The 23,745-nt window shown below is 44.4% G+C and carries 24 protein-coding genes; 16 read left to right on the top strand and 8 right to left on the bottom strand.

The window, feature by feature from the left end:
* The first annotated feature begins 2 nt into the window (after nucleotides 1–2).
* The 5 genes from IGK63_RS11080 (at nucleotide 3) to IGK63_RS11060 (ending at nucleotide 6,451) form a co-directional block, all read left to right on the top strand.
* The gene (locus tag IGK63_RS11080; protein WP_016613623.1) at nucleotides 3–602 is read left to right on the top strand and encodes an NUDIX hydrolase N-terminal domain-containing protein; all 600 of its coding nucleotides are present in this window, start codon (nucleotides 3–5) and stop codon (nucleotides 600–602) included.
* Between the two features lie 160 nt (nucleotides 603–762).
* Complete coding sequence (locus IGK63_RS11075) at nucleotides 763–2,073, top strand: NCS2 family permease (protein WP_008379064.1); 1,311 nt, start codon at nucleotides 763–765, stop codon at nucleotides 2,071–2,073.
* Nucleotides 2,074–2,446: 373 nt separating this feature from the next.
* Nucleotides 2,447–3,442, top strand: coding sequence for a LacI family DNA-binding transcriptional regulator (locus IGK63_RS11070; RefSeq protein ID WP_008379063.1), 996 nt, complete (start codon nucleotides 2,447–2,449; stop codon nucleotides 3,440–3,442).
* A 146-nt stretch (nucleotides 3,443–3,588) separates the two neighbouring features.
* Nucleotides 3,589–4,965 (top strand): PTS transporter subunit EIIC, encoded by a 1,377-nt coding sequence (locus tag IGK63_RS11065; protein WP_016613622.1) that lies wholly within the window; start codon nucleotides 3,589–3,591, stop codon nucleotides 4,963–4,965.
* A gap of 43 nt (nucleotides 4,966–5,008) precedes the next feature.
* Complete coding sequence (locus IGK63_RS11060; RefSeq protein WP_016613621.1) at nucleotides 5,009–6,451, top strand: glycoside hydrolase family 32 protein; 1,443 nt, start codon at nucleotides 5,009–5,011, stop codon at nucleotides 6,449–6,451.
* 121 nt (nucleotides 6,452–6,572) lie between these two features.
* On the opposite strand, the gene IGK63_RS11055 is transcribed toward IGK63_RS11060, so the two are convergent.
* A complete protein-coding gene (locus tag IGK63_RS11055; RefSeq protein WP_429972500.1) occupies nucleotides 6,573–7,244 on the bottom strand; it encodes a cyclic nucleotide-binding domain-containing protein in 672 nt (223 codons plus the stop codon).
* A gap of 92 nt (nucleotides 7,245–7,336) precedes the next feature.
* Here IGK63_RS11055 and IGK63_RS11050 point away from each other — a divergent pair, with 92 nt between their 5' ends.
* Nucleotides 7,337–7,996: a YczE/YyaS/YitT family protein gene (locus IGK63_RS11050; RefSeq protein WP_034872334.1), complete on the top strand. Its 660-nt coding sequence runs from the start codon at nucleotides 7,337–7,339 to the stop codon at nucleotides 7,994–7,996.
* Between the two features lie 21 nt (nucleotides 7,997–8,017).
* Here IGK63_RS11050 and IGK63_RS11045 read toward each other — a convergent pair whose 3' ends face one another.
* From IGK63_RS11045 to IGK63_RS11035, 3 genes are read right to left on the bottom strand one after another with little or no spacing between them, the layout of a single operon-like run.
* A complete protein-coding gene (locus IGK63_RS11045) occupies nucleotides 8,018–8,422 on the bottom strand; it encodes an arsenic metallochaperone ArsD family protein (RefSeq protein WP_016613618.1) in 405 nt (134 codons plus the stop codon).
* Between the two features lie 50 nt (nucleotides 8,423–8,472).
* Complete coding sequence (locus tag IGK63_RS11040; RefSeq protein WP_016613617.1) at nucleotides 8,473–9,450, bottom strand: ABC transporter substrate-binding protein; 978 nt, start codon at nucleotides 9,448–9,450, stop codon at nucleotides 8,473–8,475.
* Nucleotides 9,447–10,199, bottom strand: a complete 753-nt coding sequence (locus IGK63_RS11035) for a polysaccharide deacetylase family protein (RefSeq protein ID WP_176462045.1) — start codon at nucleotides 10,197–10,199, stop codon at nucleotides 9,447–9,449. The genes IGK63_RS11040 and IGK63_RS11035 overlap by 4 nt, the downstream gene beginning before the upstream one ends.
* 96 nt (nucleotides 10,200–10,295) lie before the next feature.
* Between IGK63_RS11035 and IGK63_RS11030 the strand changes: the two genes are divergently transcribed.
* The 10 genes from IGK63_RS11030 (at nucleotide 10,296) to IGK63_RS10985 (ending at nucleotide 20,778) form a co-directional block, all read left to right on the top strand.
* Entirely contained in the window at nucleotides 10,296–11,015 is a 720-nt protein-coding gene (locus IGK63_RS11030; protein WP_034872330.1) for an ABC transporter ATP-binding protein, read from the top strand.
* On the top strand, nucleotides 11,012–11,746 hold the full coding sequence (locus IGK63_RS11025) for an ABC transporter permease (RefSeq protein ID WP_008379042.1): 735 nt from the start codon (nucleotides 11,012–11,014) through the stop codon (nucleotides 11,744–11,746). Before IGK63_RS11030 ends, IGK63_RS11025 begins: the two co-directional genes overlap by 4 nt.
* A 113-nt stretch (nucleotides 11,747–11,859) precedes the next feature.
* Nucleotides 11,860–12,093 (top strand): DUF1858 domain-containing protein, encoded by a 234-nt coding sequence (locus IGK63_RS11020; protein WP_008379040.1) that lies wholly within the window; start codon nucleotides 11,860–11,862, stop codon nucleotides 12,091–12,093.
* Nucleotides 12,090–13,403: a DUF438 domain-containing protein gene (locus tag IGK63_RS11015; RefSeq protein WP_016613614.1), complete on the top strand. Its 1,314-nt coding sequence runs from the start codon at nucleotides 12,090–12,092 to the stop codon at nucleotides 13,401–13,403. The genes IGK63_RS11020 and IGK63_RS11015 overlap by 4 nt, the downstream gene beginning before the upstream one ends.
* Nucleotides 13,404–13,618: 215 nt before the next feature.
* The gene (locus IGK63_RS11010) at nucleotides 13,619–14,443 is read left to right on the top strand and encodes a PRD domain-containing protein (protein WP_225869304.1); all 825 of its coding nucleotides are present in this window, start codon (nucleotides 13,619–13,621) and stop codon (nucleotides 14,441–14,443) included.
* A gap of 97 nt (nucleotides 14,444–14,540) precedes the next feature.
* Nucleotides 14,541–16,442 carry a beta-glucoside-specific PTS transporter subunit IIABC gene (locus IGK63_RS11005; RefSeq protein WP_034872328.1) on the top strand — a complete coding sequence of 634 codons (1,902 nt, stop codon included), beginning with the start codon at nucleotides 14,541–14,543 and terminating at the stop codon, nucleotides 16,440–16,442.
* Between the two features lie 47 nt (nucleotides 16,443–16,489).
* Nucleotides 16,490–17,995, top strand: coding sequence for a sulfatase-like hydrolase/transferase (locus IGK63_RS11000; RefSeq protein ID WP_016613611.1), 1,506 nt, complete (start codon nucleotides 16,490–16,492; stop codon nucleotides 17,993–17,995).
* A gap of 18 nt (nucleotides 17,996–18,013) precedes the next feature.
* A complete protein-coding gene (locus tag IGK63_RS10995; RefSeq protein WP_034872326.1) occupies nucleotides 18,014–19,126 on the top strand; it encodes a radical SAM/SPASM domain-containing protein in 1,113 nt (370 codons plus the stop codon).
* Nucleotides 19,123–19,899, top strand: coding sequence for a sulfite exporter TauE/SafE family protein (locus tag IGK63_RS10990; RefSeq protein WP_016613609.1), 777 nt, complete (start codon nucleotides 19,123–19,125; stop codon nucleotides 19,897–19,899). The genes IGK63_RS10995 and IGK63_RS10990 overlap by 4 nt, the downstream gene beginning before the upstream one ends.
* Before the next feature lie 15 nt (nucleotides 19,900–19,914).
* Nucleotides 19,915–20,778: a formylglycine-generating enzyme family protein gene (locus IGK63_RS10985; protein WP_016613608.1), complete on the top strand. Its 864-nt coding sequence runs from the start codon at nucleotides 19,915–19,917 to the stop codon at nucleotides 20,776–20,778.
* Between the two features lie 51 nt (nucleotides 20,779–20,829).
* Here the strand turns inward: IGK63_RS10985 and IGK63_RS10980 are convergent, their stop codons facing one another.
* The 4 genes from IGK63_RS10980 to IGK63_RS10965 all read right to left on the bottom strand — a co-directional run bounded on the left by IGK63_RS10980 (nucleotide 20,830) and on the right by IGK63_RS10965 (nucleotide 23,595).
* On the bottom strand, nucleotides 20,830–21,672 hold the full coding sequence (locus IGK63_RS10980) for a hypothetical protein (RefSeq protein ID WP_008379024.1): 843 nt from the start codon (nucleotides 21,670–21,672) through the stop codon (nucleotides 20,830–20,832).
* 181 nt (nucleotides 21,673–21,853) lie between these two features.
* Nucleotides 21,854–22,069: a DUF378 domain-containing protein gene (locus IGK63_RS10975; RefSeq protein WP_008379021.1), complete on the bottom strand. Its 216-nt coding sequence runs from the start codon at nucleotides 22,067–22,069 to the stop codon at nucleotides 21,854–21,856.
* Nucleotides 22,070–22,097: 28 nt separating this feature from the next.
* On the bottom strand, nucleotides 22,098–22,442 hold the full coding sequence (locus IGK63_RS10970) for a YrhK family protein (protein WP_005234707.1): 345 nt from the start codon (nucleotides 22,440–22,442) through the stop codon (nucleotides 22,098–22,100).
* Nucleotides 22,443–22,461: 19 nt separating this feature from the next.
* Nucleotides 22,462–23,595 (bottom strand): alcohol dehydrogenase catalytic domain-containing protein, encoded by a 1,134-nt coding sequence (locus IGK63_RS10965; RefSeq protein ID WP_034872378.1) that lies wholly within the window; start codon nucleotides 23,593–23,595, stop codon nucleotides 22,462–22,464.
* Between the last annotated feature and the right edge of the window lie 150 nt (nucleotides 23,596–23,745).

Genomic DNA, 23,745 nt, shown 5'->3' with positions numbered 1-23,745 from the left:
GGATGAAAGATTATTTTGCGCAATACAAACGCCTGTTATCGATCGCTGAAGCAGGTTTGTACTATGGCAAAGATGTGTACGATAAGGAACGATACCAAGAAATCAAAGAGTTGGCATTGCATTTGATGAGTACCGTCGTGGATCAAGACGCAGCTGCGTTGACCCTTTTAATAGAAAAAAATGAGGGGTATCCTACACCTAAAGTCGACGTACGAGCATTGATCCAAAAAGACGAAAAAATCTTGCTAGTGGAAGACAGCCTGACGAAAGAATGGTCACTGCCGGGTGGCTATGCAGAGATTGGCTTGACGCCTCGGGAAAACATCAAAAAAGAAGTGCTGGAAGAAACCGGTTTGCTAGTAGAGGTGAAGGAGCTGCGAGCAATTTTTGATACGAATCTAAGACAAGACATTCCGCAAGTGTTTCAATACTATAAGTTGGTCTTTGAATGTGAGGTTCTGGCAGGGGACTTTATCAAAAACAGTGAAACCTCCAACAGCGATTACTTTGCGTTGAACGAGTTGCCAAAGCTTTCCATCAAGCGCACCACCAAGGAACAGCTGGAGCAATTGGTGAATGAGAAGTCGTTACACGTTGATTAGAAACAACTAAGGGTAAGATGTTGGAAAAAGCGTTTTATTGGTTTTTTTAACCGGATAATATTTACTTGCAGATAAAGTTGGTTTATGATTGATTTCGTCGTTTTCATTATAAAAAATCAAGCAATTGCGACACCTTTGCTTGATTGCTGGAGGAGTAAAAATGAAGAATCAAATCAATTCCTTTTTTGGGCTAGATACCTTACAAACAACGGTCAAACGAGAAATCTTAGCTGGTTTCACCACCTTTATCTCAATGGCCTATATTTTATTCGTCAATCCAACGGTCCTCGGGGCATCTGGGATGGACGAAGGTGCCGTCTTTACAGCAACGGCGTTAGCCAGTGCATTGGGCTGTATCTTGATGGGGGTTTTAGCAAAATATCCGATCGCTACAGCACCCGCATTAGGGATCAACGCTTTCTTTTCTTATTCAGTCTGTATTGGAATGGGGGTTCCATGGCAAACAGCATTAGCTGGCGTTTTTGTGGCATCACTGATTTTCATCGTGATCACGATCTTCAAATTACGGGAGCTGATCATTGATGCGATCCCTGCTGATTTAAAATACGCCATCTCTGGCGGGATCGGTCTGTTCATCGCCTTTTTGGGACTGAGCGAAGGCGGGATCATCGTTTCCGACGATTCGACCCTTGTGGCACTAGGTTCATTGAGTGTCGGTACGACGTGGCTGACGATTTTTGGTCTAGTGATCACTGCCGTCTTGATGGTTCGCCGAGTTCCTGGTGGAATTTTTATCGGGATGGCCGCAACAACTGTTTTAGGTCTTTTGACTGGCTTGATCCAAGCACCATCCAGTATCGTTTCTGCTGCACCAAGTATTTCTTCCACATTCTTAGTGGCGCTCAACCATGTAGGAGACATCAACTCCCTGCAAATGTGGGTCGTGGTGCTGACTTTCTTACTCGTCACTTTCTTTGATACCGCAGGCACCTTGGTGGGACTTGCCAATCAAGCTGGCTTCATGAAAGACAACAAAATGCCACGAGTCGGCAAAGCACTTGCTTCTGACTCCACTGCCATGCTCGCCGGTTCTTTATTAGGGACCTCACCAGTAGGGGCGTATGTGGAATCTTCCGCTGGGATCGCCGTGGGCGGTCGTTCTGGCTTGACTGCTGTGACGACTGGAATTTTCTTCTTGTTCGGCTTGTTCTTTTCACCATTGCTATCCGTTGTTACTTCCCAAGTGACGGCACCAGCACTGATCGTCGTAGGTGTGCTGATGGCACAATCGCTACGAGAAATCAAATGGCACGAAATGGAAATCGCAATCCCAGCCTTCTTGATTCTACTAGGCATGCCGTTGACCTACAGCATCTCCGATGGGATCGCCTTGGGCTTCATCTTTTACCCAATCACCATGTTAGCAGCCAAACGCGGCAAAGAAGTCTCACCGATCATGTACGGCTTGTTCTTTGTCTTTCTTGGGTTTATGTGGATTTTGAATGTGTGATAGAGGCGTTTTAATGTAAACTTAGGATTGGATTTCTACTAATGAAAAACCAGCTAAGCGTGGCTTAACTGGTTTTTTTCTTATATGTCGCTTGCTATAAAAATGTTCAGAATCCAATAATGGTTTACTATCCGTGGTTTATCTGCTGACGAATCATGGCGGTGTATTGCTTAAAAAATATGCTCAATGATCTGATCGATCTTCGCCATAGCTTGTAAAGGGAGATTTTAGTTTCTCAACCATTCATTGATTGTAAGATTACTTTGAAGTGAAGCTTCATTCCAAAACCGCCCAACCCAACAATTTTTACGCAAAACCTGCGCTTTTCTTTCAGTTATTGTTATAATAAAAGAAAATGCAAAGGTGGGAAATCATGACAACGATCAAGGACATTGCTGAAAAGGCGGGAGTAGCGAAAAGTACGGTTTCCCGCTATCTGAACAATGGCTATATCAGTGAAGAAAAGCGCAAAAAAATTGATCAGATCATTGCTGAAACTGGTTATCGCCCCAATACATTTGCTCGATCGCTGAAAGCCCAAGACACGAAATTGCTGGGCGTGATCATTCCTCGATTGAATTCGCCCTCGACAAATGATGTGTTAAAAGGGATCGATACGACGGCTCGGGAAAACGGCTATCAAATGCTGATCACCAACTCTGATCAAAGCGATGAACGGGAACTAGAAAATATCGAAATGCTAGTCAAACAAAAAGTAGCAGGGATGATCCTTTTTGCGCGCAAAATCACGCCGCAGCTGCAAGCGGTGCTGGCAGAGGTTCCTATGCCTGTTTTATTGTTAGGTCAACAGTTAGCTGGCATTCATTCCATCGTCCATGAAGATTATCAAGCTGGCAAAACCATGGCAGAATATGCAGTCAGCGCTGGCCACCGACGTTATTTATTTGTTGGTGTCAGCGAAAATGATTATGCGGTAGGTGTCTTGCGGAAAAAAGGATTTCTTGATGTCTTGGCACAAACCCCCAACGTCAAAGTCGACTTTATCGAAACGTCTTTTTCAAGAAGAGAAACGTACCAAAAAGCCCTTGTGTTCTTGAAAGATCAACCGGCAACGTACATCGCCTGTGCTACCGACAATATTGCTGTTGCTGTATTGAAAGCCGCCCATGAACTAGGGTATCAAGTGCCGCAAGACTTTTCCTTGAACGGCTTTGGCGGCTATGATTCGACGGATTATGTCTATCCGACCATCACAACGACCCAATATCCCTATGTCCAATTAGGCATCGATGCCGTCTTAACAATCCAAAAACTGACGCAAGGGGAAGAGGTTCCTGAAGTGATCGAATTGCCGAATCGATTAGTGGTCAAACAGTCGACTGCCAAGCGTGAAAAGCAGGAGAAATAAAGCAAATATTTTTAGAGAAAACAGGACGACCATTTGCGGCGTTCTGTTTTTTTATTTTCTTTGCTTGCAATTGCAAACGGTTTCTGTTAATCTACAGATGTAGAACCGGTTCCACAAATGAACCGACGATCAAAGGAGTGGGAAAAATGAAGGAACAAAAAACGATCGACCAAGTGTTAGAAGCTATTGGCGGCAAAGAAAATGTCAAAAACTTTGAACACTGTGCCACACGTTTGCGCTTGATTTTGAAAGACGATCAGTTAGTAGATAAAGACAAAGCGGAAGCAGTTGAGGGCAGCAAGGGCTATTTTTTCAACACGGGACAGCATCAGTTCATTTTTGGAACAGGAAAAGTCAATGAAGTTTATCAAGCCTTCGCAGCAGAAATGGGCAATGACGCCTCCGCTGAAAAAGCTGGCTTCAAAGATGATGTTTATTCGAATCTGTCACCCGTCCAAAAAGTTGTCCGCACGTTGTCAGATGTCTTGGTGCCATTGATTCCAGCTTTGGTAACGACGGGGCTCTTGATGGGGATTCGGGGGTTATTGACCGAGTTGGGGGTCACCTATAGTGCTGACTGGTTAGCCATGTTTGAAATGTTAACGGATACAGCCTTTGCCTTTTTACCTGTTTTGATCGCCTATAGTGCGACGAAAAAATTCGGCGGTAATCCGATCATCGGGATCGTGGTAGGGTTAATGATGGTGGCACCGCAATTGCCGAACGCTTGGGCAGTTGCCAGCGGAGATGCAGAGCCATTGCACTTATTCGGTTTATCGATCTCTGGGTATCAAGGGTCGATTTTTCCAGCAATTATTGTCGGGATCTTAGTTTCTAAGCTAGAAAAATGGTTCCGTAAATTTGTTCCGCAAATGATGGATTTGATCGTGACACCATTCTTAACGATCGTCATTACTTTAGGCTTGATTTTGTTTGCGTTAGGACCAATCTTGCAAGTAGCTGAAAGAGCAGTCATCAACAGTATCGTCTACTTGGTGCAAGCGCCATTGGGCATCGGTTATATCATTTACGGAGGGGTTCAGCAAGTGATCGTGATCACTGGATTGCACCATTCGTTAAGTATTATTGAGTTAGGGTTATTGAATACGACAGGCGAAAACGTCCTACAAGTCTTAGGTACAGCAAGTATGGCGGGACAATTCGGGGCTGCGATCGCTGCGGCATTTATTTATAAAAACAAAGTCAAACGCTCAAATGCCATCAGTGCGGCGGTTCCAACCTTATTTGGGATCACTGAACCTTTACTATTTGGGGTCAACTTACGCTCGATGCGGATTTTTGGCGCAGGCATGCTGGGGGGCGCAGTCGGCGGGTTTGCGACGTATGTCTTCCAATTAGCTGCCACTGGGATGGGCATCACTTTTATACCAGGACTGTTGTTGTATACTGGAGATTTCGGTGCCATGCTGAAATACGTTGTCGTGATTTTGATTGCCTTTGCAGTCGGTTTTGCTGGTGTCCAATTGCAGCGCAAACCGCTAGCCAAAGAGTTGAATCAATAAATAATCCCTTGCTGTTCATCGGCAAGAGAAAAGAGGTACCGCATTGTTAACGAAGAAATACTGGGCACAGCTTGCCCAAACACAAAACGAATTAGCAGAAAAAATCAGTGCTGATGCGTGGCGCTTGAACTATCATTTGATGCCAGAAACAGGATGGATGAACGACCCGAATGGTCTTTGCCAATTCAAAGGCGTGGTTCATTTTTACCATCAATATGTACCGCAAACGCCCCATGGCGGGGAACCACCTCACTGGGGACACAAAACGTCGACGGATTATGTCACGTTTCAAGAAGAAGCGCTGTTTCTTTCTCCCGAACACGACTATGACAAAGACGGGGTCTACTCGGGCTCTGCCTTTATCGAGAATGACGCGATCCATTTCTTCTATACTGGGAATGTCAAACATCCTGGTGATCATGACTATACCTTTAGTGGACGAGAACAAAACACGGTCCATGTAATCAGCAAAGACGGCTATACCGTCGAAAAGCAAGAAGTCGTGATTCCTCATGAGGACTACCCTGAAGGATTTACCGATCATATTCGTGACCCAAAAGTTTTTGCCCATGAAGACACCTACTATATGCTGCTAGGCGCGCGTACGTTGGAAAACGAAGGCAAAATTTTGATTTATGAATCGACGGATTTAAATGAATGGACCTATCGAGGAATCTTTTTCGGTGAGGACTATGCTCTAGGCTACATGTGGGAATGCCCAGACTACTTCCATTTAGATGGCAAAGATGTGTTGGTCTTCTCACCGCAAGGTTTGGCAGCCAAAGAACATGCCTACCAAAATATTCATCAATCAGGGTATCTGATCGGTGAGGTGGATTGGGAAACCCTGACGTTTAAAGAAACTTCTGCGTTTCGTGAACTTGATTATGGGTTTGACTTCTATGCCCCGCAAACCTTTGAAGATGAGCAGAAACGTCGGATCTTGTGGGGCTGGATGGGGCTAGGGGATACCAGTCCTGAATACAGCAATCCTACGATCCCTCGCGGCTGGCAGCATGCCGCAACGCTGCCAAGACAGCTTTCGGTCAAAAATGACCAGTTGTATCAAGAACCTTTGCCAGAATTCCAAAAATTGCGAGACAAGCAAGTCAGCCAAAAAATTGTGCTTTCAGATAAACCGCAGCACTTGTCTTTCGATGAATTGGCATATGAGTTGCAAGTTACGGCGGAAGCCCCATTGCAGCAGTTCCAGCTTGGACTTTTGCAAGATACGACTTTGGCTTATGAAGCTGGTGTCTTCACGATCCATCATGGCGTTTCTGGCTACGGCCGTAAACAGCGCAGTGTCAAGGTCGATGAACTGACGCAGCTGCAGATTTTTGTCGATACGTCTTCGATTGAGATCTTCCTAAATGGCGGGCAATATTGTTTGACCTCTCGCGTGTATCCAAAACGGACCGAGGCGATCGCTCTCAGCGGAACCGGCACGGTTACTGTCAATGCTTGGGCATTGGCGAAAAAATAAAGCAACGATCCGAAAACGACAGCAAACAGTTGGTTTTTCTTGTTGCACCCCCAAGAGTCAGCTTTTTCTCTGGCTTTTAGGGGGGCATCATACCAACTATTTCGCTGTCGTTATTTGCTTGTTACTGCTTTTGTTGGTTTTGGATAAAGGTCTGCAGCGCAGGCGCATCGATCCGATAGCCGTCTTCAGTTTTTGTGACTAGTTTTTGCGTTTTGAAATCTTTTAAGGTATACGTCAAATGGCGATAGCTCACGCCTAAGTATTCGGCGGTCTCCGTCAATTTTTCTTGAAAAAGATCATCGATCGAAGCTTCCAACAGTAGATGAGCAAGGCGCCAAGCTAAGGGATAGGTTTGATTGACGGAAAAATGATCCATACGCAGCAGCAATTTTTCACCGATAGTTTTGCCTAGTGTTTGTACGAAAGCCAGGTCTTGCATGAGCCCGTGAGCTGCTGCTTGCATCGGAATGCCCAGACATGTTGTTTCACCGATCGCAACCACGGTTTTCGGTACTGTTTCGGCGCCAATCAACGTGAGATCGCCAATGCAATCACCAGAATGGAGAAACTGCAGCAAGGCACGTTTGCCGTTTTCTTGCGTTTGAATGATCTTGGCTTTGCCAGTCAATAGGACGAAAAAGACCGACATCGGCACCGTTTCTTTTTGGATCGCTTCTCGATGATCAAAGGTCCAGAGGGCACTTTGTTGTAAAATCTCCTCAGGAATCGGTAAGGGGCAGCTTTCTTTGATTGGTACCTGCTTTATTGCCAAGGCATAAGCGGTTTTTTTCACTTTTTCCCTCCAAACTAGGAGAAATCTCCTATTTGTTTTTAGTCAGTATAGCACATACTTAGAAAAGCAAAAAAGAAAGTGTGGGAGAAAAAATGAATAAAAAGCAATGGATAGGATCAGGGATTTTTTATGGGCTGAGTGCATTCGGGATCAGCTTGACCATTAAAGCAAGCGTTGGGGTCAGTAGTTTTAATGCCTTGAATGTCACGCTGGCAACGATGTCAGGAATCAAAGTCGGCACCATCACAACAGCCATCAACTTGGGCTTTTTAGCTGCCTGTTGGCTATTGGATCGGCGGCAGACGTCCCTCAAACAAAAAGGCAGTGAGTACTTGATTATGTTTTTCGCTTTGCTGGCATTCGGCTATTTGATCAATGGCTTTGTTTACTACTTCTTGGCATCGCTGCACTTGACGAATTATTGGAGCCAACTAGCTGCTTTGATCGGTGGGATCTTGATTTCTGGAACGGCGACGGGACAAGTCCTACGGTTGCAGGTCTTGAAATTTCCAATCGAGCACTGCTGTCATTTGCTGGCGCAACGCAGTCGTTGGACATTTAAGCAGTACCGTTATGGCGTTGATGCAGTCTGTATTTCGGGGGCACTCTTGCTAGCGATCAGTTTGGGCTTACCGCTAGCGGTGAGGGAAGGGACGGTCATTAGTTTCTTTTTGCTGTCAGGTGCCATCGCTTGGTCGAAGGAACGTGATTTGACTTTGGGAATACCGACTCGGCAAAAGCGTCAAGGGTAAATCCTTCAACGCCTTTTGATCTTACGCATCAAATTGCAAAGTGATCCCGGATTTGGTCAATTGTTCCCATTCACGGATCGTTGGCAAGCGACCTTGGCAAAATAGCTGATCGTCGACATACACGAGTGGCAAACAGCTGCGGCCATTGCTTGCTAATTGCTGCTTGACGGCTTGATTCGTATGAAAAGGGGCAGAATCTTCTGTAATGAAGTATTCGTCGATCGTTAAAGATTCGTTATGAAATGTTTGATGAGCCTGGGTCCTTTCTTCATTTATTTTTAACTGGTGAGTCAAGTGTGCTTCCCAATTATCTTCTTTCTGGTCGGCATAAACCGCGATCGTTGGCATTGCATCAAATCCTTTCATGGCAGCTGAATTGTCAAAAGTATACCTGAATTTCTTGCCACGAGCAAAAAAGAGTATCAAAAAGAAGTGAAACAACAAAAAAGACGCAAATGCGTCTTTTTTGTTGTTTCTTATTCGTCAGCGGGTAAAAAATCGAAATTGGTCAACTCGTTGTAAGAATACGCTTGGTCGATTTGACCCTTGTCTTTCGTCCAAGCAATGATTGCGTCGAATTGCTCTTGCGGCACTGCCTGGGCATACGGATAGTCTTCCTGGCTGTCTAAGTAAGTACTCATAGCATCGGGAAATTGATAGTCTGCCAAGATGTCGGCATAGTCTCTTGCTGAATGAGCATTCATGTAATCGATGGCTTCGTTGTAAGCACTGTAGAATGCTTTTAGGTCTTGCGGTCGATTTTGGATGACTTCGTCCATAAATTGCAGCGTCCCGCCTTTGATGCCAGCATCTTTAGAGCTGCCTAAAACAATCGCCCCTTGGGCAGCCAACATGCTGGCTTGCGGTTCCGTATAAACAGCGCCATCGACTTGGTCATTGAGCAATGCTTCGGAACGGGCAGAAAAAGAAGCGATATCCACGATGTCATAAGTAAAATCATTTTCTTGTGCAAATTGATCCATGATGTATTCTAAAATGAAATTCGGTACAAGGGTGATTTTTTTATCCGCTAACCCTTTCATCTCAGTAATCCCTGAATTCGGTGAAGCGAGAATCTTGAAGTTTTCCAAAATATCAGAAGTGATCGTCATATCGATGCCGTTTTGCTTGAAGGTCGCTTCTGTCATGACATCGCTGATCGTACCATCCAGCTCGCCTGCCTGCACTGCCACATTGCGGTCATTTGGGGAAGTGAAGGATTTGAGTTCCACAGTCAATCCTTGCTTTTCGAAAAAGCCTTCTTCTTTTGCTAGAATGATCGGAATCGCTGATTCTGCTGGTAACACCCCGATCGTCAATGTTTGATCCGTGACCGCAGCTTCTGTACTGCTAGTGCTGGAATTGCTGGTACTTGCTGTTTCGCCAGTGTTGCCGCAGGCGGCAGCGCCGACAGCGAATAGTGCTAGGATACTTGCTAAAATCGTTTTTTTCATTGGTTCATTTCCTCGTTTCTAAATCGTTGTTCAAAAGCAGCCATTGGTAGTGAGAACGGGAGGACAGCCCGATGGAGTTCCATTGGCTTGGTTTTTGTCGTATTGATGCCAGGTTTGGTTGTAAATGCCAGAACAAAGCCTTCCTTTTCTAGTGTTGCGATCGTCTGCTGATCATAAAAGCCAAAGGGATAGGCAAAAACATCCTTGATGGCCACGTGCTGATTGCAGCTTCGTAAGTCTTGCGCAAAGGCTGCCGGTGTTTCCCACATTGACCGCCCTTGCTGGTTCTTGCGTTCGTGAAAATGAGCGGTATGATTGGCATATTCGAAGACATCGCTCATTTCGGCTAATTCGGCACTGCTCAATGTCCGCGAAACTTCTGGTTCGTAAGGCTGAGGGGCATCAAAAAGCCAGCCGGTCACGACAAAGGCAGTGGCCTTGAAACCAGCTTCCTTCAACAGTGGGTAGGCATATTCTTTCATTGATTGATAACAGTCGTCAAAGGTCAGCAACACGGATTTTTCTGGTAGCGGCTGCTGCCGGAAATAAAAATCTTTGACTTCTGCAAGGGTCAACGTATGGTAATTTTCTGCTTTCAAAAAGTCGATTTGTTGTTTAAAATGAGAAGTGCTATTGAATAAGGGCAGAGGCAAGGCATCTTGATAGCCGTCTGCGACTTTGATCGGGCGCACCTGATCATAAAGTTCTGCTTCGGGACGTATTTCATGAAATACGAGGGTCTGAAACATCATAAACCATCCTTTCTTGTCAATCACGCAAAAAATAGTATAGCATAAAATGTGAAAACCAACACAAATAATTTGAAGAAAGAAGTTTATTCTCTTATGAGTATTCGATTCGATTCCGTTTCCTTTACGTATGGGGAAACCGTCATTTTTAAGGATCTTTCGTTTTGTTTTGAACAAGGAACGACCTATGTGCTGCTGGGAGAATCGGGGATTGGCAAAAGCACGCTTTTATCCTTGATCAAAGGGTTGCAGCGACCGCAATCAGGCACGATCACTTACCAAGGCTGTTCCCCTGACAACATCGAGGTCGTTTTCCAAGAACTGCATTTGTTTCCTTGGCAAACAGTTTACCAAGTACTGGAAATGCCGCTGCTTATCAATCAAACACCCAGTGAGAGCCGTAAAAAACGGGTCACAAGCTGTTTGGCGGAGTTGGGATTGACGCAGGTGCAGGACCGCTATCCACATCAGCTTAGCGGCGGTCAAAAACAGCGGGCTGCCATGGGGCGGGGACTGATCACACAGCCCGATGTTTTATTATTGGATGAGCCGACTGCTTCACTGGACCAAGAAACCAAAGCAAACGCACAAGCCATGATCGCTGCTCAACAGCAGCGCAGACAAAACAGCTTAATCGTGGTGACCCACGATCCAGAAGAGGCAGTGTTTTTGGGGCAGACGATTTTGTTGCTAAAAGATCAGGACGTTACGCCGATCAGTAATCCATTTTACGGCAGCCAGCTGGAACGAGACTCGTTGGCTTTTTATGAAGTCGTCTTGCAGTTGAAAGAACAAATGAGGGAGGCGAGGCAATGAAACCCATCAAATCTTTTGCTTGGGGCTTCTGTTCGTTTGTCGTGGTTTGGTGGGGCGTAAGCTGGGTGACCAACAATCGCTCACTGCCTAATCCTTTAGAAACGGCCGAACGTTTTTGGGCACTGCGAGAAGTCTTACTGATCCACACAGGTGCCAGTTTGCTGCGGGTATTTGCGGCGTTGAGTGGGGCGTTGCTAGTCGGGGTGCCGTTAGGAATCTTGATTGGGCGATCCCAAAGAGTGGATCGGCTGCTTGGTCCACTGCTTTACTTTTTATATCCGATTCCTAAAGTTGCGTTTTTACCTGTCTTTATGATTTTCTTTGGCTTAGGCAATCTCTCAAAAATTCTCTTGATTTTTGCGGTGATCGTCATTCAAGTGATCGTCTCGATTCGTGATGCAGTCACGAAGATCCCACCAGCGTATTTTCAGGTCATGAAAAATTATACCAACCAATGGCACCATGTCTTGCGCTTCGTTATTTTGCCCGCGCTCATGCCAGCACTTTTTGCCAGTGTGCGGGTCAGTATCGGGATCGCGTTGGCTTCCCTCTTTTTTGCCGAAAACTATAACACGACGTATGGTGTCGGCTATCTGATCTTAAGTGCGTGGTCAAAAATGGACTACCCACAAATGCTTTCGGGTATCCTCCTGATTGCTTTGATGGGCTATCTGCTTTTTGCCAGTATCGATTGGTTGGAAAAAGTGGTGTGCCGTTACCGACAATCTTAGAAAAGAATGATCGATTGATAAATGTTTGCGGCAGTTCGTGTATTTTTGAACAAAATGATTTATACTAAGGATATCTTATTGAGAATCATTCTCACTGAAAGGAAGACCTTACTATGAAAGAAATCGATCTGTCAAAAACGCTCTATGAACTTGTGGCACAATACCCTGAAATACAAGAAATCATGAGTAAAATAGGGTTTACGGCGATCAATCAACCAGGGATGCTACAAACTGCTGGACGTTACATGACGATTCCCAAAGGGGCTCAGATGAAGAAGATCCCCTTGGAAAGGGTTTGTCTCGCTTTCGAAAAACAAGGGTTTCTTGTGAAAGGAGCGACGAAATGAAAACTAACAGTCAAAGACAAGAACGGATCGTCGAAATACTGAGTTTGCTTCACCAAGGCGGTTCCTTTGAAGAAGCTAAACGCTTGTTTAACGAAGAATTTGATGGTGTGGATGTGACGGAGATCACTGCTGCTGAAAAAGCTTTGATCCAAACGGGGTTGGACCCTTCTGAGATTCAGCGTTTGTGCAATATTCATGCTGCTGTTTTTAAAGGATCGATCAATGAGATCCATCACTCCAATGAAGAATATGGGCAACCAGGCCATCCTGTGCATACTCTGAAATTGGAGAACCAAGTCCTGCAATCCTTGTTGACCGATGAGATCGATAGCCTCTTAGCTAAAATAAAAACCGGTGATTGGACGCCTAAAAAGCGTCTAAAAGCTGCCTGCAATGATTTAATGCAGATCGACAAACATTATGCGCGAAAAGAAACGTTGATTTTTTCTTACATGGAGAAGTACGGCATCACTGCACCGCCAAAAGTGATGTGGGGTGTCGATGATAATATTCGGGTCATGATCAAAGCGCTCAATGAGCTTTTGGCTTCCGAAAAAACTGCCTATAATCCGATTGCTGTCCAATGGGAAGCGGTCAAAAACGAAATCGAAGAGATGATTTTCAAAGAAGAAGAAATCATGGTGCCAATGACGCTGGATGTCTTCAGTCTTAAAGATTGGGAACAAATTGCGGCTGACAGTTTAGACATCGGCTTTGCCTTTATTCCAGAACCGCTTCCTTGGAAACCGAGCCAAGAAGCTCTTGAAAAGGAACAGGCGGCAGAACCCGCAAGGCAAGCGGCGATCAAACAAGCCCAAGAAACAACCGCCGGCATCGCAGCCGGTTTAGGATTCGATGAATTTCAAGTCATAGAAACGGAAAATTCGCCGCAAATTGCTGAACAGCCGACCATCTCATTGCCTACTGGTAATTTGCAATTTGAACAATTGGTGGCGATTTTTCAAACGTTGCCAGTGGACTTGACCTTTGTAGATAGTGAAGAGCGGGTGCGCTTTTATTCAGAAGGCAAGAGTCGCGTCTTTCCACGAACGAATTCGGTTTTAGGCCGTGAAGTCGTCAACTGCCATCCACCGAAAAGTATGCATCTCGTGCAGCAGATTTTGGATGATTTTCGAGCGGGCACACGGGAGACTGCTGAATTTTGGATCGATATGCGAGGCCGTAAAATCTATATTCGCTATTTTGCATTAAAAAACGAAGCAGGCATCTATTTAGGTTGTCTAGAAGTCACGCAAGACATTACGGAGATCCAAAAAATCGAAGGGCAAAGCCGTTTGCTGGATCAGTGAACAGTTTGGAGAAAGGCTGATCTGCGTCTATTCAAAACGAAGCGAAAAAAAGAAAAATCAATAAAACGCTTGCAACGTTTCTGGAAAAATAGTATAGTAAAGGCAATCAAATGGGTAGTTACTGATAATGCAGGCTATACCTTTTTACGTGTGTATGGATCCTACACATGTATTAAGGTATCGCCTTTTTTCATTTTAAGGAGGTGAGAAGCGTCTTGAAGATCAAAAAAATCTTAAACAACAATGCAGTTTTGGTCGGACAAGATGGCAAAGATTTTATCTGGATCGGTACCGGCCTTGGCTTCAAAATGAAACCAGGACAAACCGCCGATGAATCAAAAATTGAAAAAGTGTTTGTGCTTCATAAGAACAAAGTTTCCGAGCGATTTTTAAGTTTATTGTCATCCATTCCGACAAAATATGTGTCTTTAGCGGATGATATTATCTCACTTGCGAAAGCAGAAATAAAACAGGAGTTAAGCGAGACGCTGTATGTATCACTTACCGATCATTTGTATAATCTGTTCAAACTGCATGAACAAGGAATCACAGTTACGAACCGATTATCATGGGAATTAAAGAAGTTTTATCCGCAGGAATTTGAAGTTGGTAAAAAAGCATTGGAACGGATCGGACAAGAAACAGGGGTCGTCTTTGAGGAAGAAGAAGCAGGAAATATAGCAATGCATTTGATCAATGCACAAGTAACAGATGAGATTGATCAGCCAAAAGATGTCCAATCGATTGCAAAAAAGATTCGCGATATTATTTCACTTATTCGATTTTCTAACAAGATACAAATTGATGAAAACTCTTTGGCATTCGATCGATTTATCACCCATTTGCGCTTTTTTTTCCAGCGATTGAAGGCTCGACCAGATGTGGTAAAAGCAAATCCGCTATTGGGACACGTGAGCGGACAGTATGCAGACGCGTATAAGACGATGCTTTTGATTGAAAAGTATTTAGGTGTTCCCTTGAACGATGATGAAAAGCTGTACTTAACGTTACACATTCAAAAATTAATAGAGAACGAATAAAGGTTGTTACTGATAATGCAGGCAAGACTGATAATTATTCCATCAAGGAATAGTTATTTGTCTTGCTTTTTATTTTTACATTGAAAGGATGAGAACGATGGCATATCAAGAATTGGTCGATGAAATTTTAAAAGGAGTCGGCGGAAAAGAAAATATCAATGGGGTGACCCACTGCATCACAAGACTGCGTTTTGATTTAAAACATGAGGAGCAAGCAGACACAGAAACACTGAAAAAGACGAAAGGAATCGTGACAGTCGTTCAAAGCGGCGGTCAATACCAAGTCGTGATCGGCAATCATGTGCCAGAGGTGTACCAAGAATTTGTTCAACATGCAGGATTGGCAGGAAATGATGAGGCACCTTCGGGAGAAAAGAAAGGACCGCTGGATGCTTTTATCGATGTGATCTCCAGTATCTTTACACCTGTATTGGGTCTTCTAGCTGCCACAGGAATGATCAAAGGATTAAATGCGCTATTTGTTTCTTTGGGATGGATTGAGAATACGTCAGGAACCTATGCGATTTTGCAAGCAGCAGGTGATTGTTTCTTCTACTTCTTTCCAATCTTTTTAGGATATACCGCAGCGAAAAAATTTGGTTTAAAGCAATTTGTCGGTATGGCGATCGGTGCTGCCCTTGTTTATCCAGCCTTGTCTGGCTTGACGGCAAATGCCGAACCGTTGTATACCTTGTTTGCAGGAACCGTTTTTGAATCGCCTGTTTATGTCACTTTTTTAGGAATACCAGTCATTTTAATGAGTTATAGTTCCAGTGTTATTCCAATCGTCATTGCTACCTATTTTGGTGCCAGATTAGAAAAAGGCATTACAAAAATCATTCCTAGTATTGTACGGAGTTTCTTAGTTCCGTTTCTAACTGTCTTGATCATGGTTCCGCTGACTTTCATTGTCATTGGTCCGATCGCGACATGGATCGGCAATTTGTTGGGTGCGGCTGTGTTGGCGATCTATAACTTCAGCCCAATTATTGCAGGGATTGCAGTTGGTGCTGTTTGGCAAGTGTTGGTCATGTTTGGTCTTCACTGGGGGATCATTCCGATCGCAATCAACAATATTGGTGTTCTTGGTTACGACCCAGTGATGGTCTTAGGACAAGCGACTCCTTTCGCGACCGCAGGAGCTGTGCTGGCAGTTATTATTAAGTCTAGAAATAATTCTATTCGGGCAATCGGGATTCCCGCATTTATTTCCAGTCTGTTTGGGGTATCGGAGCCATCCTTGTACGGTATCACGTTGCCTAGAAAAAAACCATTTATTGCGACCTTGATTTCAGCATCGATCGGCGGATTGATCATGGGTGCAATGGGAACAAAATCCTTTATTATAGGTGGGATGGGTATATTCAGTTTACCCAACTACATTGATCCGACAGAAGGCATTGGAAGCGGCTTTTATGGGTATGTATTAGCAATCACTGTAGCATTCGTCTTATCATTTATTTTAACGATTACTTTCTTGTATGATCCGCAAGAGGATCGGCAAGAAGCAACAGCTAGTAATAACGAAGCCTCGCCTTTGATCCCAGAAGAAAGAGCAGCGAAAGAAATCACTTTTTCGTTACCATTAACAGGCATCGTTTTGCCTTTGTCGGCAGTAGAAGATCAAGCATTTGCAAATGGACTATTAGGAAAAGGCTTAGCAGTTTCACCAGATGAAGGACTGGTTCGAGCACCTTTTGACGGAGTAGTTGAAACACTGTTTCCAACGAAGCATGCGATTGGCTTGAAGTCGGACGATGGCGTGGAAGTGTTGATTCACATCGGCATGGATACAGTGAACTTAGATGGTCGTTTTTTTGAAACAAAAGTCAAGCAAGGGGATCAGGTCAAGCAAGGAGAGGTATTGCTTACATTTGATAAAGAAGAAATTGAAGAGGCAGGATACTCGTTAGTGACGCCGATCGTCGTTACGAATACTTTCGCATACTTAGATGTGATCGCTGATGATAATCGAGGGGCGATAACGATCGTCAAGTAGTCGCAACGACCAAGAAAAGGAAAGAAAAGAAAGAAGGAAAGAATGCTATGCGAGCAATTATGCTGATGTTTGATACTCTGGCTAGAGATTTTTTATCAAACTACGGAAACGATTGGATCAACACGCCAAATTTTGAACGGTTAAGAGAAAAAACGATTACGTTTGACAACTTTTATGGTGGCAGCATGCCTTGTATGCCAGCGAGAAGAGAAATTCATACAGGTCGTTACAATTTTATGCATCGTTCGTGGGGACAATTAGAACCGTTTGATTCGTCAATTTTTGATACGCTGCAGCAAAATGGTGTCTATTGTCATTTGGTAACCGACCATTCCCATTACTTTGAAGATGGCGGTGCCACGTATCATAACCGTTATTCCACATGGGAAGGATTTAGAGGACAAGAAGGCGACCGATGGGTTCCAAGAAAACAGGCAGAGAATCATCCACCGCTGAATCCGTTAAATAAGAGTGGTATTTCTGTGGAACAGCATTTTGCGAATCGAACACGGCAAGCAGTAGAAGAAGACCTGTCCACGGTTCAAACGATCCAAGCCGGTTTGGATTTTTTGGAACAGTACAAAAATGAAGATCAATGGTTTTTGCAAGTCGAATGTTTTGACCCCCATGAACCATTTTATGTGCCAGAAACCTATCGCAAATTGTACCAGGAGACACCAAATGAATCACCTTACTTTTGGCCAAAATATGGTCGTGTAACAGAAGACGTTGGCGAGCAGGATTTGATTGAGCTGCAAAAAGAATACGCAGCGTTGATCAGTATGTGTGACCATCACTTAGGACGAGTGCTGGACTTTATAGAAAAAAATAATATGTGGGAGGATACCTTGATCATTGTGAATACCGACCATGGCTTTTTGTTAGGGGAACATGACTGGTTAGGAAAAAACGTAGCACCGATGTATGAAGAAATCATTCATCTGCCCTTTTTCATCAGTTACCCACAAGCTGAATCGGGAACCCATACTCCAGTATTGAGTCAAACCATCGATATTCCAGCAACTTTATTGGATTATTTTGAAATTGAGAACACCTTAGATATGGATGGCAAATCTTTGTTGCCTGTGTTGAAAAAACAGCATTCGCAACCGCTTCATCAAGAAATTATTTTTGGTACAAACGGCGGTCATGTCAATATCTACGATGGTCGTTATGTGTATATGCGTGCATCGGTTCACCCTTCTAATGGACCAATCACCATGCAGACGCTTAGTTATGCTTCATTGCGTGGTTTTTTGAATAAAGAGGTCTTAGACAGCATGGTCTTGAAAAAGGGCAATCGATTTACAAATCATTTTCCTTACACAGAAGTCGAAGTTTCCACCTATATCGATTCTTATTCGGTAGGCCACTTGTTGTTTGATTTAAAGAATGATCCAAAGCAGTTAACACCGTTTCATGACCCACTGATTGAACAAGAAATGATTCAGAAATTGATTAAAGTAATGAATCAGATTGAAGCTCCTGAAAGCGAGTATCAGCGCTTAGGTTTAAGCAATAGTCAGAGGCAGACAATCGCACAAAAGAAATAAAGAAGTGAGGAACAACAAATGAAACACATCTCCGTATTGATCAAGCCAGCATCCTCTCTTTGCAATCTGCGCTGCACCTATTGCTTTTATGCCAACGTCAGTTCCTTGCGCGAAGTGCGTTCCTTTGGCAAAATGAAAGAGGATGTAATGGAAAAGATGATTGCAAACATCTATGCAGACTTAGAAGCTGGCGATCATTTGACGTTGGCATTTCAAGGCGGAGAGCCGACGATGGCAGGGCTGAGTTATTTTAGAAAACTAACGGCTTATGTTGCGGCGCAAAAAAAGCGAGTGACAGTACACTATGCGATCCAGACCAACGGCATGGTGATCAATGATAAATGGTGTCGTTTTTTGAAAGAGCATCGCTTTTTAGTCGGGCTGTCGATCGATGGGCATCCGCTTGCTCACGATCGGCATCGATTAGACGCCAAAGGGCGGGGGACCTTTGCGCGGGTTTTGCAGACCAAGCGATTATTGGACGCCTATCAGATTGAGTACAATGTCTTGTGCGTGTTGACTAATCCCTTAGCAAAGGAAGCCCAGCGTGTGTTTGATTTTCTCAAGGAAGAGCAGATTGCATTTGTGCAGTTCATTCCTTGTTTGGCTGATTTGGATGCCACATCAACCAACAACTATGCCTTGACACCAAGAAGCTTTGCGCACTTTTATCAGCAGCTATTGGCGTTTTGGCTGCAGGAATTGACACAAGGGCGCTACTTAAGTATCAAGCTGTTCGATGATTTACTGAATCTATTGGTGCGGCAGCAAGTAACTGCCTGTGGGATTCTAGGCAACTGCCAAGTGCAGTATGTGATCGAAGCCGACGGCAGTGTCTATCCTTGTGACTTCTATGTATTAGATGAGTTTCGCATGGGCTATATCCAAGAGCAAACCTTGCGGGAATTGTTTTCTCAAGACTGTTCGCAGCAGTTTTTGTGCCAGAAAAAAGACATGCCTTCGAAGTGTACGCAATGTCCTTTCCAAAAAATGTGCCGAGGAGGCTGTAAACGAATGAAAGATGCAATGTACGTGGATAGTGAGGGGTTTTGCGGCTATCAGGAGCTGTTAAAAGACTTCACACCCAGAATCAATGTGATATTGGGGCTGTTGCAAGGGGTGAGACAATGATCGGACTGATTTATTTTCTCGTGATCGTCTTAGCAAATACCGTAGGGGCAGTTTCGGGCATGGGGGGCGGCGTGCTGATCAAACCGATTTTCGATTTTATCGGCGCCCATTCTGTTGCTGCGATCTCTTTTTACTCGGCGACAGCTGTCTTCACGATGTCTATCGTTTCGACAGCTAGACAATTAGCCAGTGGACGGAAAATCAATTGGTCGATTGCCTTGTGGGTTTCTGGTGGTGCTGTGTTAGGCGGTGTTTTAGGCAATGTTGCCTTTGAACAGCTATTGCTGGTTTTTCGAGACGACAAGATGGTTCAGCTGATCCAAATCCTTGTGACCGTGCTGACACTATTGTTCGCTTTTTTGTATACAAAATATAACTGGCGCGGGTTTGCGTTGGAAAAAGTCGGCTGGTATGCAGCTTGTGGCTTGATTCTCGGTTTTCTAGCCAGTTTGCTGGGGATCGGCGGCGGACCCATCAATGTTTCTTTATTGATGTTGCTGTTTGCCATGCCGATCAAAGAGGCGACGATTTATTCAATTTGTACGATTTTTTTCTCGCAGCTGGCAAAAATTTTGACGATCGCTTTTTCGACAGGTTTTGGTGCGTATGATCTGCAAATTTTGTGGTTTGTTATTCCAGCCGCGATCGTGGGGGGACTATTAGGCGCCAAGGCCAGCAACGTCCTGTCACCACAGCGAGTGACACTGGTATTCCAAACCGTGATCGTGCTGGTGTTACTGATCAATCTGTACAATGGCTATCAATTATTGTAAAAAGGAGGCAAGCAGATGCCCACGATTCCAGCAGGAACTTACCGAATTGGCACGAATACGATGGACGGCTTTGCCGGGGATCTTGAGGGACCGCAAATCAGCCTCGACAGCCCAGCATTTGCCATTGATGCCACGACAGTAACGAACCAAGCTTTCCAAGTTTTTGAGGAAGCAACAGGATATGTCACAGAAGCCGAGCGTTTTGGCTGGTCGTTCGTTTTTCACTATTTTTTAAGTGAGCAAACGAAACACCGCAGTCAAAAGGTACCGAATATGGCTTGGTGGTACGCGGTTAGCGGCGCAGATTGGCGTCATCCTGAAGGACCTGATTCAACGATTGCCCAGCGGATGGATCACCCAGTGGTTCAAGTGTCTCGCAACGATGCGATCGCCTATTGCCAATGGGCAAAAAAACGCCTCCCGACAGAAGCAGAGTGGGAGATCGCTGCAAAAGGCGGGACAAGTTTTGAAAAATATCCTTGGGGAAGGGAATTTTTGACAGAAAATACCTATCATTGCAATATTTGGCAAGGCGAGTTTCCAAAAAGCAACACGCGAGCAGACGGCTTTGCCAATACAGCGCCCGCGAAATGGTATGAGCCCAATGGCTTTGGTCTTTATCAAGTGATCGGCAACGTCTGGGAATGGTGCGTCAATCCTGCCCGCATCCCGTTGACGCAGTTTCAACAACAGACGGGACAAACCTTTTGGATAAGGAATCAAACACAAGATGATCAACTGTATGCGACTCGCGGCGGTTCATTTTTGTGCCATGAATCCTATTGCAAACGATACCGAATTGCCGCTAGAAATGGTAATTCTGGGATGTCGGCAGCCAATAATTTAGGGTTTCGGTGTGTCAAAGACTTGGATCAGTAAACCGATAAAAGCAAAAGTGGCACCTATTCACAGGGATAGGTGCCGCTTGTTTTATTGCCATTCGGATTGATAATTTCCTTTGAGATCATAGACATAATTGATCTCGGTTCGATTACGAATCCCATTTAAACCAACGGTCCAAGTCCATTCACCTTGGAAGCCGTTTAAAATGACGATGCTGACGCCAGGAACATAGTGATCTAGCTGAGCTGCTCGCGCCTCAGAATCCTTGATGATCTTGGGAATGACGCCCCAGTCGATGGCATCAAAGGCAATGGTATCTTCCATCGAAAGCTCGATCGTATCGTCGTCTTTTTTCCATTTGGTCAACAGATTTTCTGGGTAATACCAATACTCGTCTTGTAGGCCTGTGTTTGGATTGATCACTCGCGCAACTGCATAAATGCCGCTTTTTAGCGGGACATTGCGGATGTGAAAACTATAGCTGACCAGTTGCAGCTCTTTGTCCTTGAATGAAGATTGATTTGGCAGCGCCGCCATAATTTCTTTGGCACTGGTTTCTTCTCGAAAGAGTTGGCGGTCTACAGGTAAAAAGGTGGAAACTACGCCAATACAAAAGAGAATCGCTGGTAGCAAGAGCAATGAGAATAACCAGTAAAATGGCGATTTTTTGTGTTTTTTGAGGCCGATGATCAGACCGATCAAAAAGACCAGCAGGATCCCTGCTACCCAAAAGTAGGGGAACAAACGAATGATCTGATGCCTGGTTTCAACGACTTGGTATTCATTCAGACCAAACCAGTTTTCCGCGATGGTGAGGTTATTTAAAACAATAATTCCGCCAATAATACCTAGAATAAATAAGAAAATCAATAGCAAAAGCATCCGACCGAGTATCCGACGTATCAGCGAGGGTCTAGTAGGTGGGGTCATGAGTCACGTCCTTTTTATATTTTCGAAAATAGTAGGTTAAATACAAGAGTAGTACAACTGGTGTTTTTTTTCAATGATTGTAGACAAAAAAACTACATCCACAGATGCGACCTCAAAAAGTTAGACCAAAAATCTAACTTTTTTGGGGTCAGGACACCGCAGATGCAGGTTTTATTTTCAATTAGTCGAGGGTTTGTTGGCGGGCGATAGCTGGAAAGAATTTCAGGCTATACAATGCACTGATCCCAACTAGAATATAAATGACGCGGGCAATGATTGACGTGCTGCCGCCGGTGATCGCTGCGACAAGGTCAAACTCGAAGGCGCCGACCAGCAGCCAATTGATCCCACCGATGATCAATAGTGTCAGTGCGATCCCATCAAATGTTTTTAACATAGGAAACTCCTCTCTAGTTGTCGCCCCATCAACGTTCATCGTCGGTGATGGTGACATCTTTTTCTTTCTCACCTTCTTGATTGCGATCATTATAGATATAGACATGGCGAACGATTTTAATCAGCGGACGAATGGTCAAAAAGACACCGCCGATCAAATAGGCGATCGTTCCGTAAATCGCAGGCAAGCTAGTTAATGAAACGATACTCCCGAAAATATAAAACAAGCCCGTCAAAATATCATTCGTAAGTGAGATCAACATGTAGCGATTTTGAAAGTAGATGCGAAAGCGACTTGCCTTGATGATCACATCTTCTTCTTTTCCCGGATCGAATTGATGTTCACTCCGTTTGATTTTTGGCATAGGTGCCATCACTGCTCCTTTGTTTGTGCTAAGGTTTCAAGACAACTTTGATGTTCTTGTCTTCTTTTTTGTCAAAAATCTCATACGCTTTGGCAGCATCTGCTAAAGGCATCGTGTGGGTGATGATCTGTGACGGGTCAAACAAACCGTCCGCGATCATATCATAAATTTTTGGCATCAAATGGATCACAGGTGCTTGCCCGTGTTTGACATCAATGTTGCGCATAAAGAATTCTTGCAATGGATAAGAAGAAGCAGGTGTCATGTAAACGCCAGTGATTTGGACGGTACCAAATTTTTTGACTGCCTTGGCGGCCATCTGGATCGGTGAGATTGTTCCACTTTGCAAGCTGACTAGATTTTTGGCTTTTTCTTTTACGGGTTCTAAACCATCCATCCCAACACAGTCGATGATCACATCAGCGCCACCTTTGGTCAGTTCATACAATTCATCGGCACTAGTAGCCAGATCATCCAATTGGAATGTTTCGACTTGATTGTAGCTGCTGGCTTTTTCTAAGCGATGAGCAACAGGGTCCACGGCAATCACCCGCTTAGCGCCTGCCATCACAGCAAATTTTTGCGCAAACAAGCCAACTGGTCCTGAGCCTAAGACGATCACGGTATCATCTTTTTTGACGCCGGCATTTTGGACGCTCCAAAATGCTGTAGGTAAGATGTCAGATAAAAACAATACTTTTTCATCAGGGATCGTTGATTCAGGTACGATAAACGAGGTGAAATCTGCGAACGGTACGCGCAAGAATTCGGCTTGACCGCCCCAGTGGTTGCCGTTCATTTTTCCAAAACCGAATAAGCCGCCATACAATGTATCTTCTGAAGAATTGTCGCATTGACTTTCCATCTCATTTTGACAAAAGTGGCAATGGCCGCAACCGATATTGAAAGGGATGACGACGCGGTCGCCTTTTTTTAGTTTCTGTACTTGACTGCCGACTTCTTCGACAATACCCATTGGTTCGTGACCAACGACATAGCCTTCTTCCAAAACCGAGCCGCCATGGTGGTAAAGGTGGAGATCAGAGCCGCAGATTGCAGTTGCGGTGATTCGGATGATCGCATCCGTCGGTTCTAAAATCGTTGGATCTTCTACACGGCGAACGTCCATTTTTTGATTTCCTTGCCAGGTTACTGCTTGCATCATTTTTCCTCCTTGTTTGTTCAGATAAGTTCGGACAATCACTAATTTTTCCAACAACATGTTTTTACTTTTCAGTAACAGATAAGTTAATTCTGCAAGGATTTTAACGATTTGACAACGAAAACGCTCAAAACGGTTGATTAGGATTTT

This window comes from Enterococcus sp. AZ040 (assembly GCF_050499185.1).
In the GTDB taxonomy this organism is placed as follows: Bacteria; Bacillota; Bacilli; order Lactobacillales; family Enterococcaceae; genus Enterococcus_D; species Enterococcus_D entomosocium.
This window is presented reverse-complemented; position numbering and strand designations above follow the sequence as displayed.

Excerpts from the sequence above, each read along its gene's own strand:
- IGK63_RS11080 (WP_016613623.1), top strand. The coding sequence starts at position 3 with ATGAAAGATTATTTTGCGCAATACAAACGCCTGTTATCGATCGCTGAA.
- IGK63_RS11075 (WP_008379064.1), top strand. The coding sequence starts at position 763 with ATGAAGAATCAAATCAATTCCTTTTTTGGGCTAGATACCTTACAAACA.
- IGK63_RS11070 (WP_008379063.1), top strand. The coding sequence starts at position 2,447 with ATGACAACGATCAAGGACATTGCTGAAAAGGCGGGAGTAGCGAAAAGT.
- IGK63_RS11065 (WP_016613622.1), top strand. The coding sequence starts at position 3,589 with ATGAAGGAACAAAAAACGATCGACCAAGTGTTAGAAGCTATTGGCGGC.
- IGK63_RS11050 (WP_034872334.1), top strand. The coding sequence starts at position 7,337 with ATGAATAAAAAGCAATGGATAGGATCAGGGATTTTTTATGGGCTGAGT.
- IGK63_RS11040 (WP_016613617.1), bottom strand. The coding sequence starts at position 9,450 with ATGAAAAAAACGATTTTAGCAAGTATCCTAGCACTATTCGCTGTCGGC.
- IGK63_RS11035 (WP_176462045.1), bottom strand. The coding sequence starts at position 10,199 with ATGTTTCAGACCCTCGTATTTCATGAAATACGTCCCGAAGCAGAACTT.
- IGK63_RS11030 (WP_034872330.1), top strand. The coding sequence starts at position 10,296 with ATGAGTATTCGATTCGATTCCGTTTCCTTTACGTATGGGGAAACCGTC.
- IGK63_RS11025 (WP_008379042.1), top strand. The coding sequence starts at position 11,012 with ATGAAACCCATCAAATCTTTTGCTTGGGGCTTCTGTTCGTTTGTCGTG.
- IGK63_RS11020 (WP_008379040.1), top strand. The coding sequence starts at position 11,860 with ATGAAAGAAATCGATCTGTCAAAAACGCTCTATGAACTTGTGGCACAA.
- IGK63_RS11015 (WP_016613614.1), top strand. The coding sequence starts at position 12,090 with ATGAAAACTAACAGTCAAAGACAAGAACGGATCGTCGAAATACTGAGT.
- IGK63_RS11005 (WP_034872328.1), top strand. The coding sequence starts at position 14,541 with ATGGCATATCAAGAATTGGTCGATGAAATTTTAAAAGGAGTCGGCGGA.
- IGK63_RS11000 (WP_016613611.1), top strand. The coding sequence starts at position 16,490 with ATGCGAGCAATTATGCTGATGTTTGATACTCTGGCTAGAGATTTTTTA.
- IGK63_RS10995 (WP_034872326.1), top strand. The coding sequence starts at position 18,014 with ATGAAACACATCTCCGTATTGATCAAGCCAGCATCCTCTCTTTGCAAT.
- IGK63_RS10990 (WP_016613609.1), top strand. The coding sequence starts at position 19,123 with ATGATCGGACTGATTTATTTTCTCGTGATCGTCTTAGCAAATACCGTA.
- IGK63_RS10985 (WP_016613608.1), top strand. The coding sequence starts at position 19,915 with ATGCCCACGATTCCAGCAGGAACTTACCGAATTGGCACGAATACGATG.
- IGK63_RS10980 (WP_008379024.1), bottom strand. The coding sequence starts at position 21,672 with ATGACCCCACCTACTAGACCCTCGCTGATACGTCGGATACTCGGTCGG.
- IGK63_RS10975 (WP_008379021.1), bottom strand. The coding sequence starts at position 22,069 with ATGTTAAAAACATTTGATGGGATCGCACTGACACTATTGATCATCGGT.
- IGK63_RS10970 (WP_005234707.1), bottom strand. The coding sequence starts at position 22,442 with ATGGCACCTATGCCAAAAATCAAACGGAGTGAACATCAATTCGATCCG.
- IGK63_RS10965 (WP_034872378.1), bottom strand. The coding sequence starts at position 23,595 with ATGCAAGCAGTAACCTGGCAAGGAAATCAAAAAATGGACGTTCGCCGT.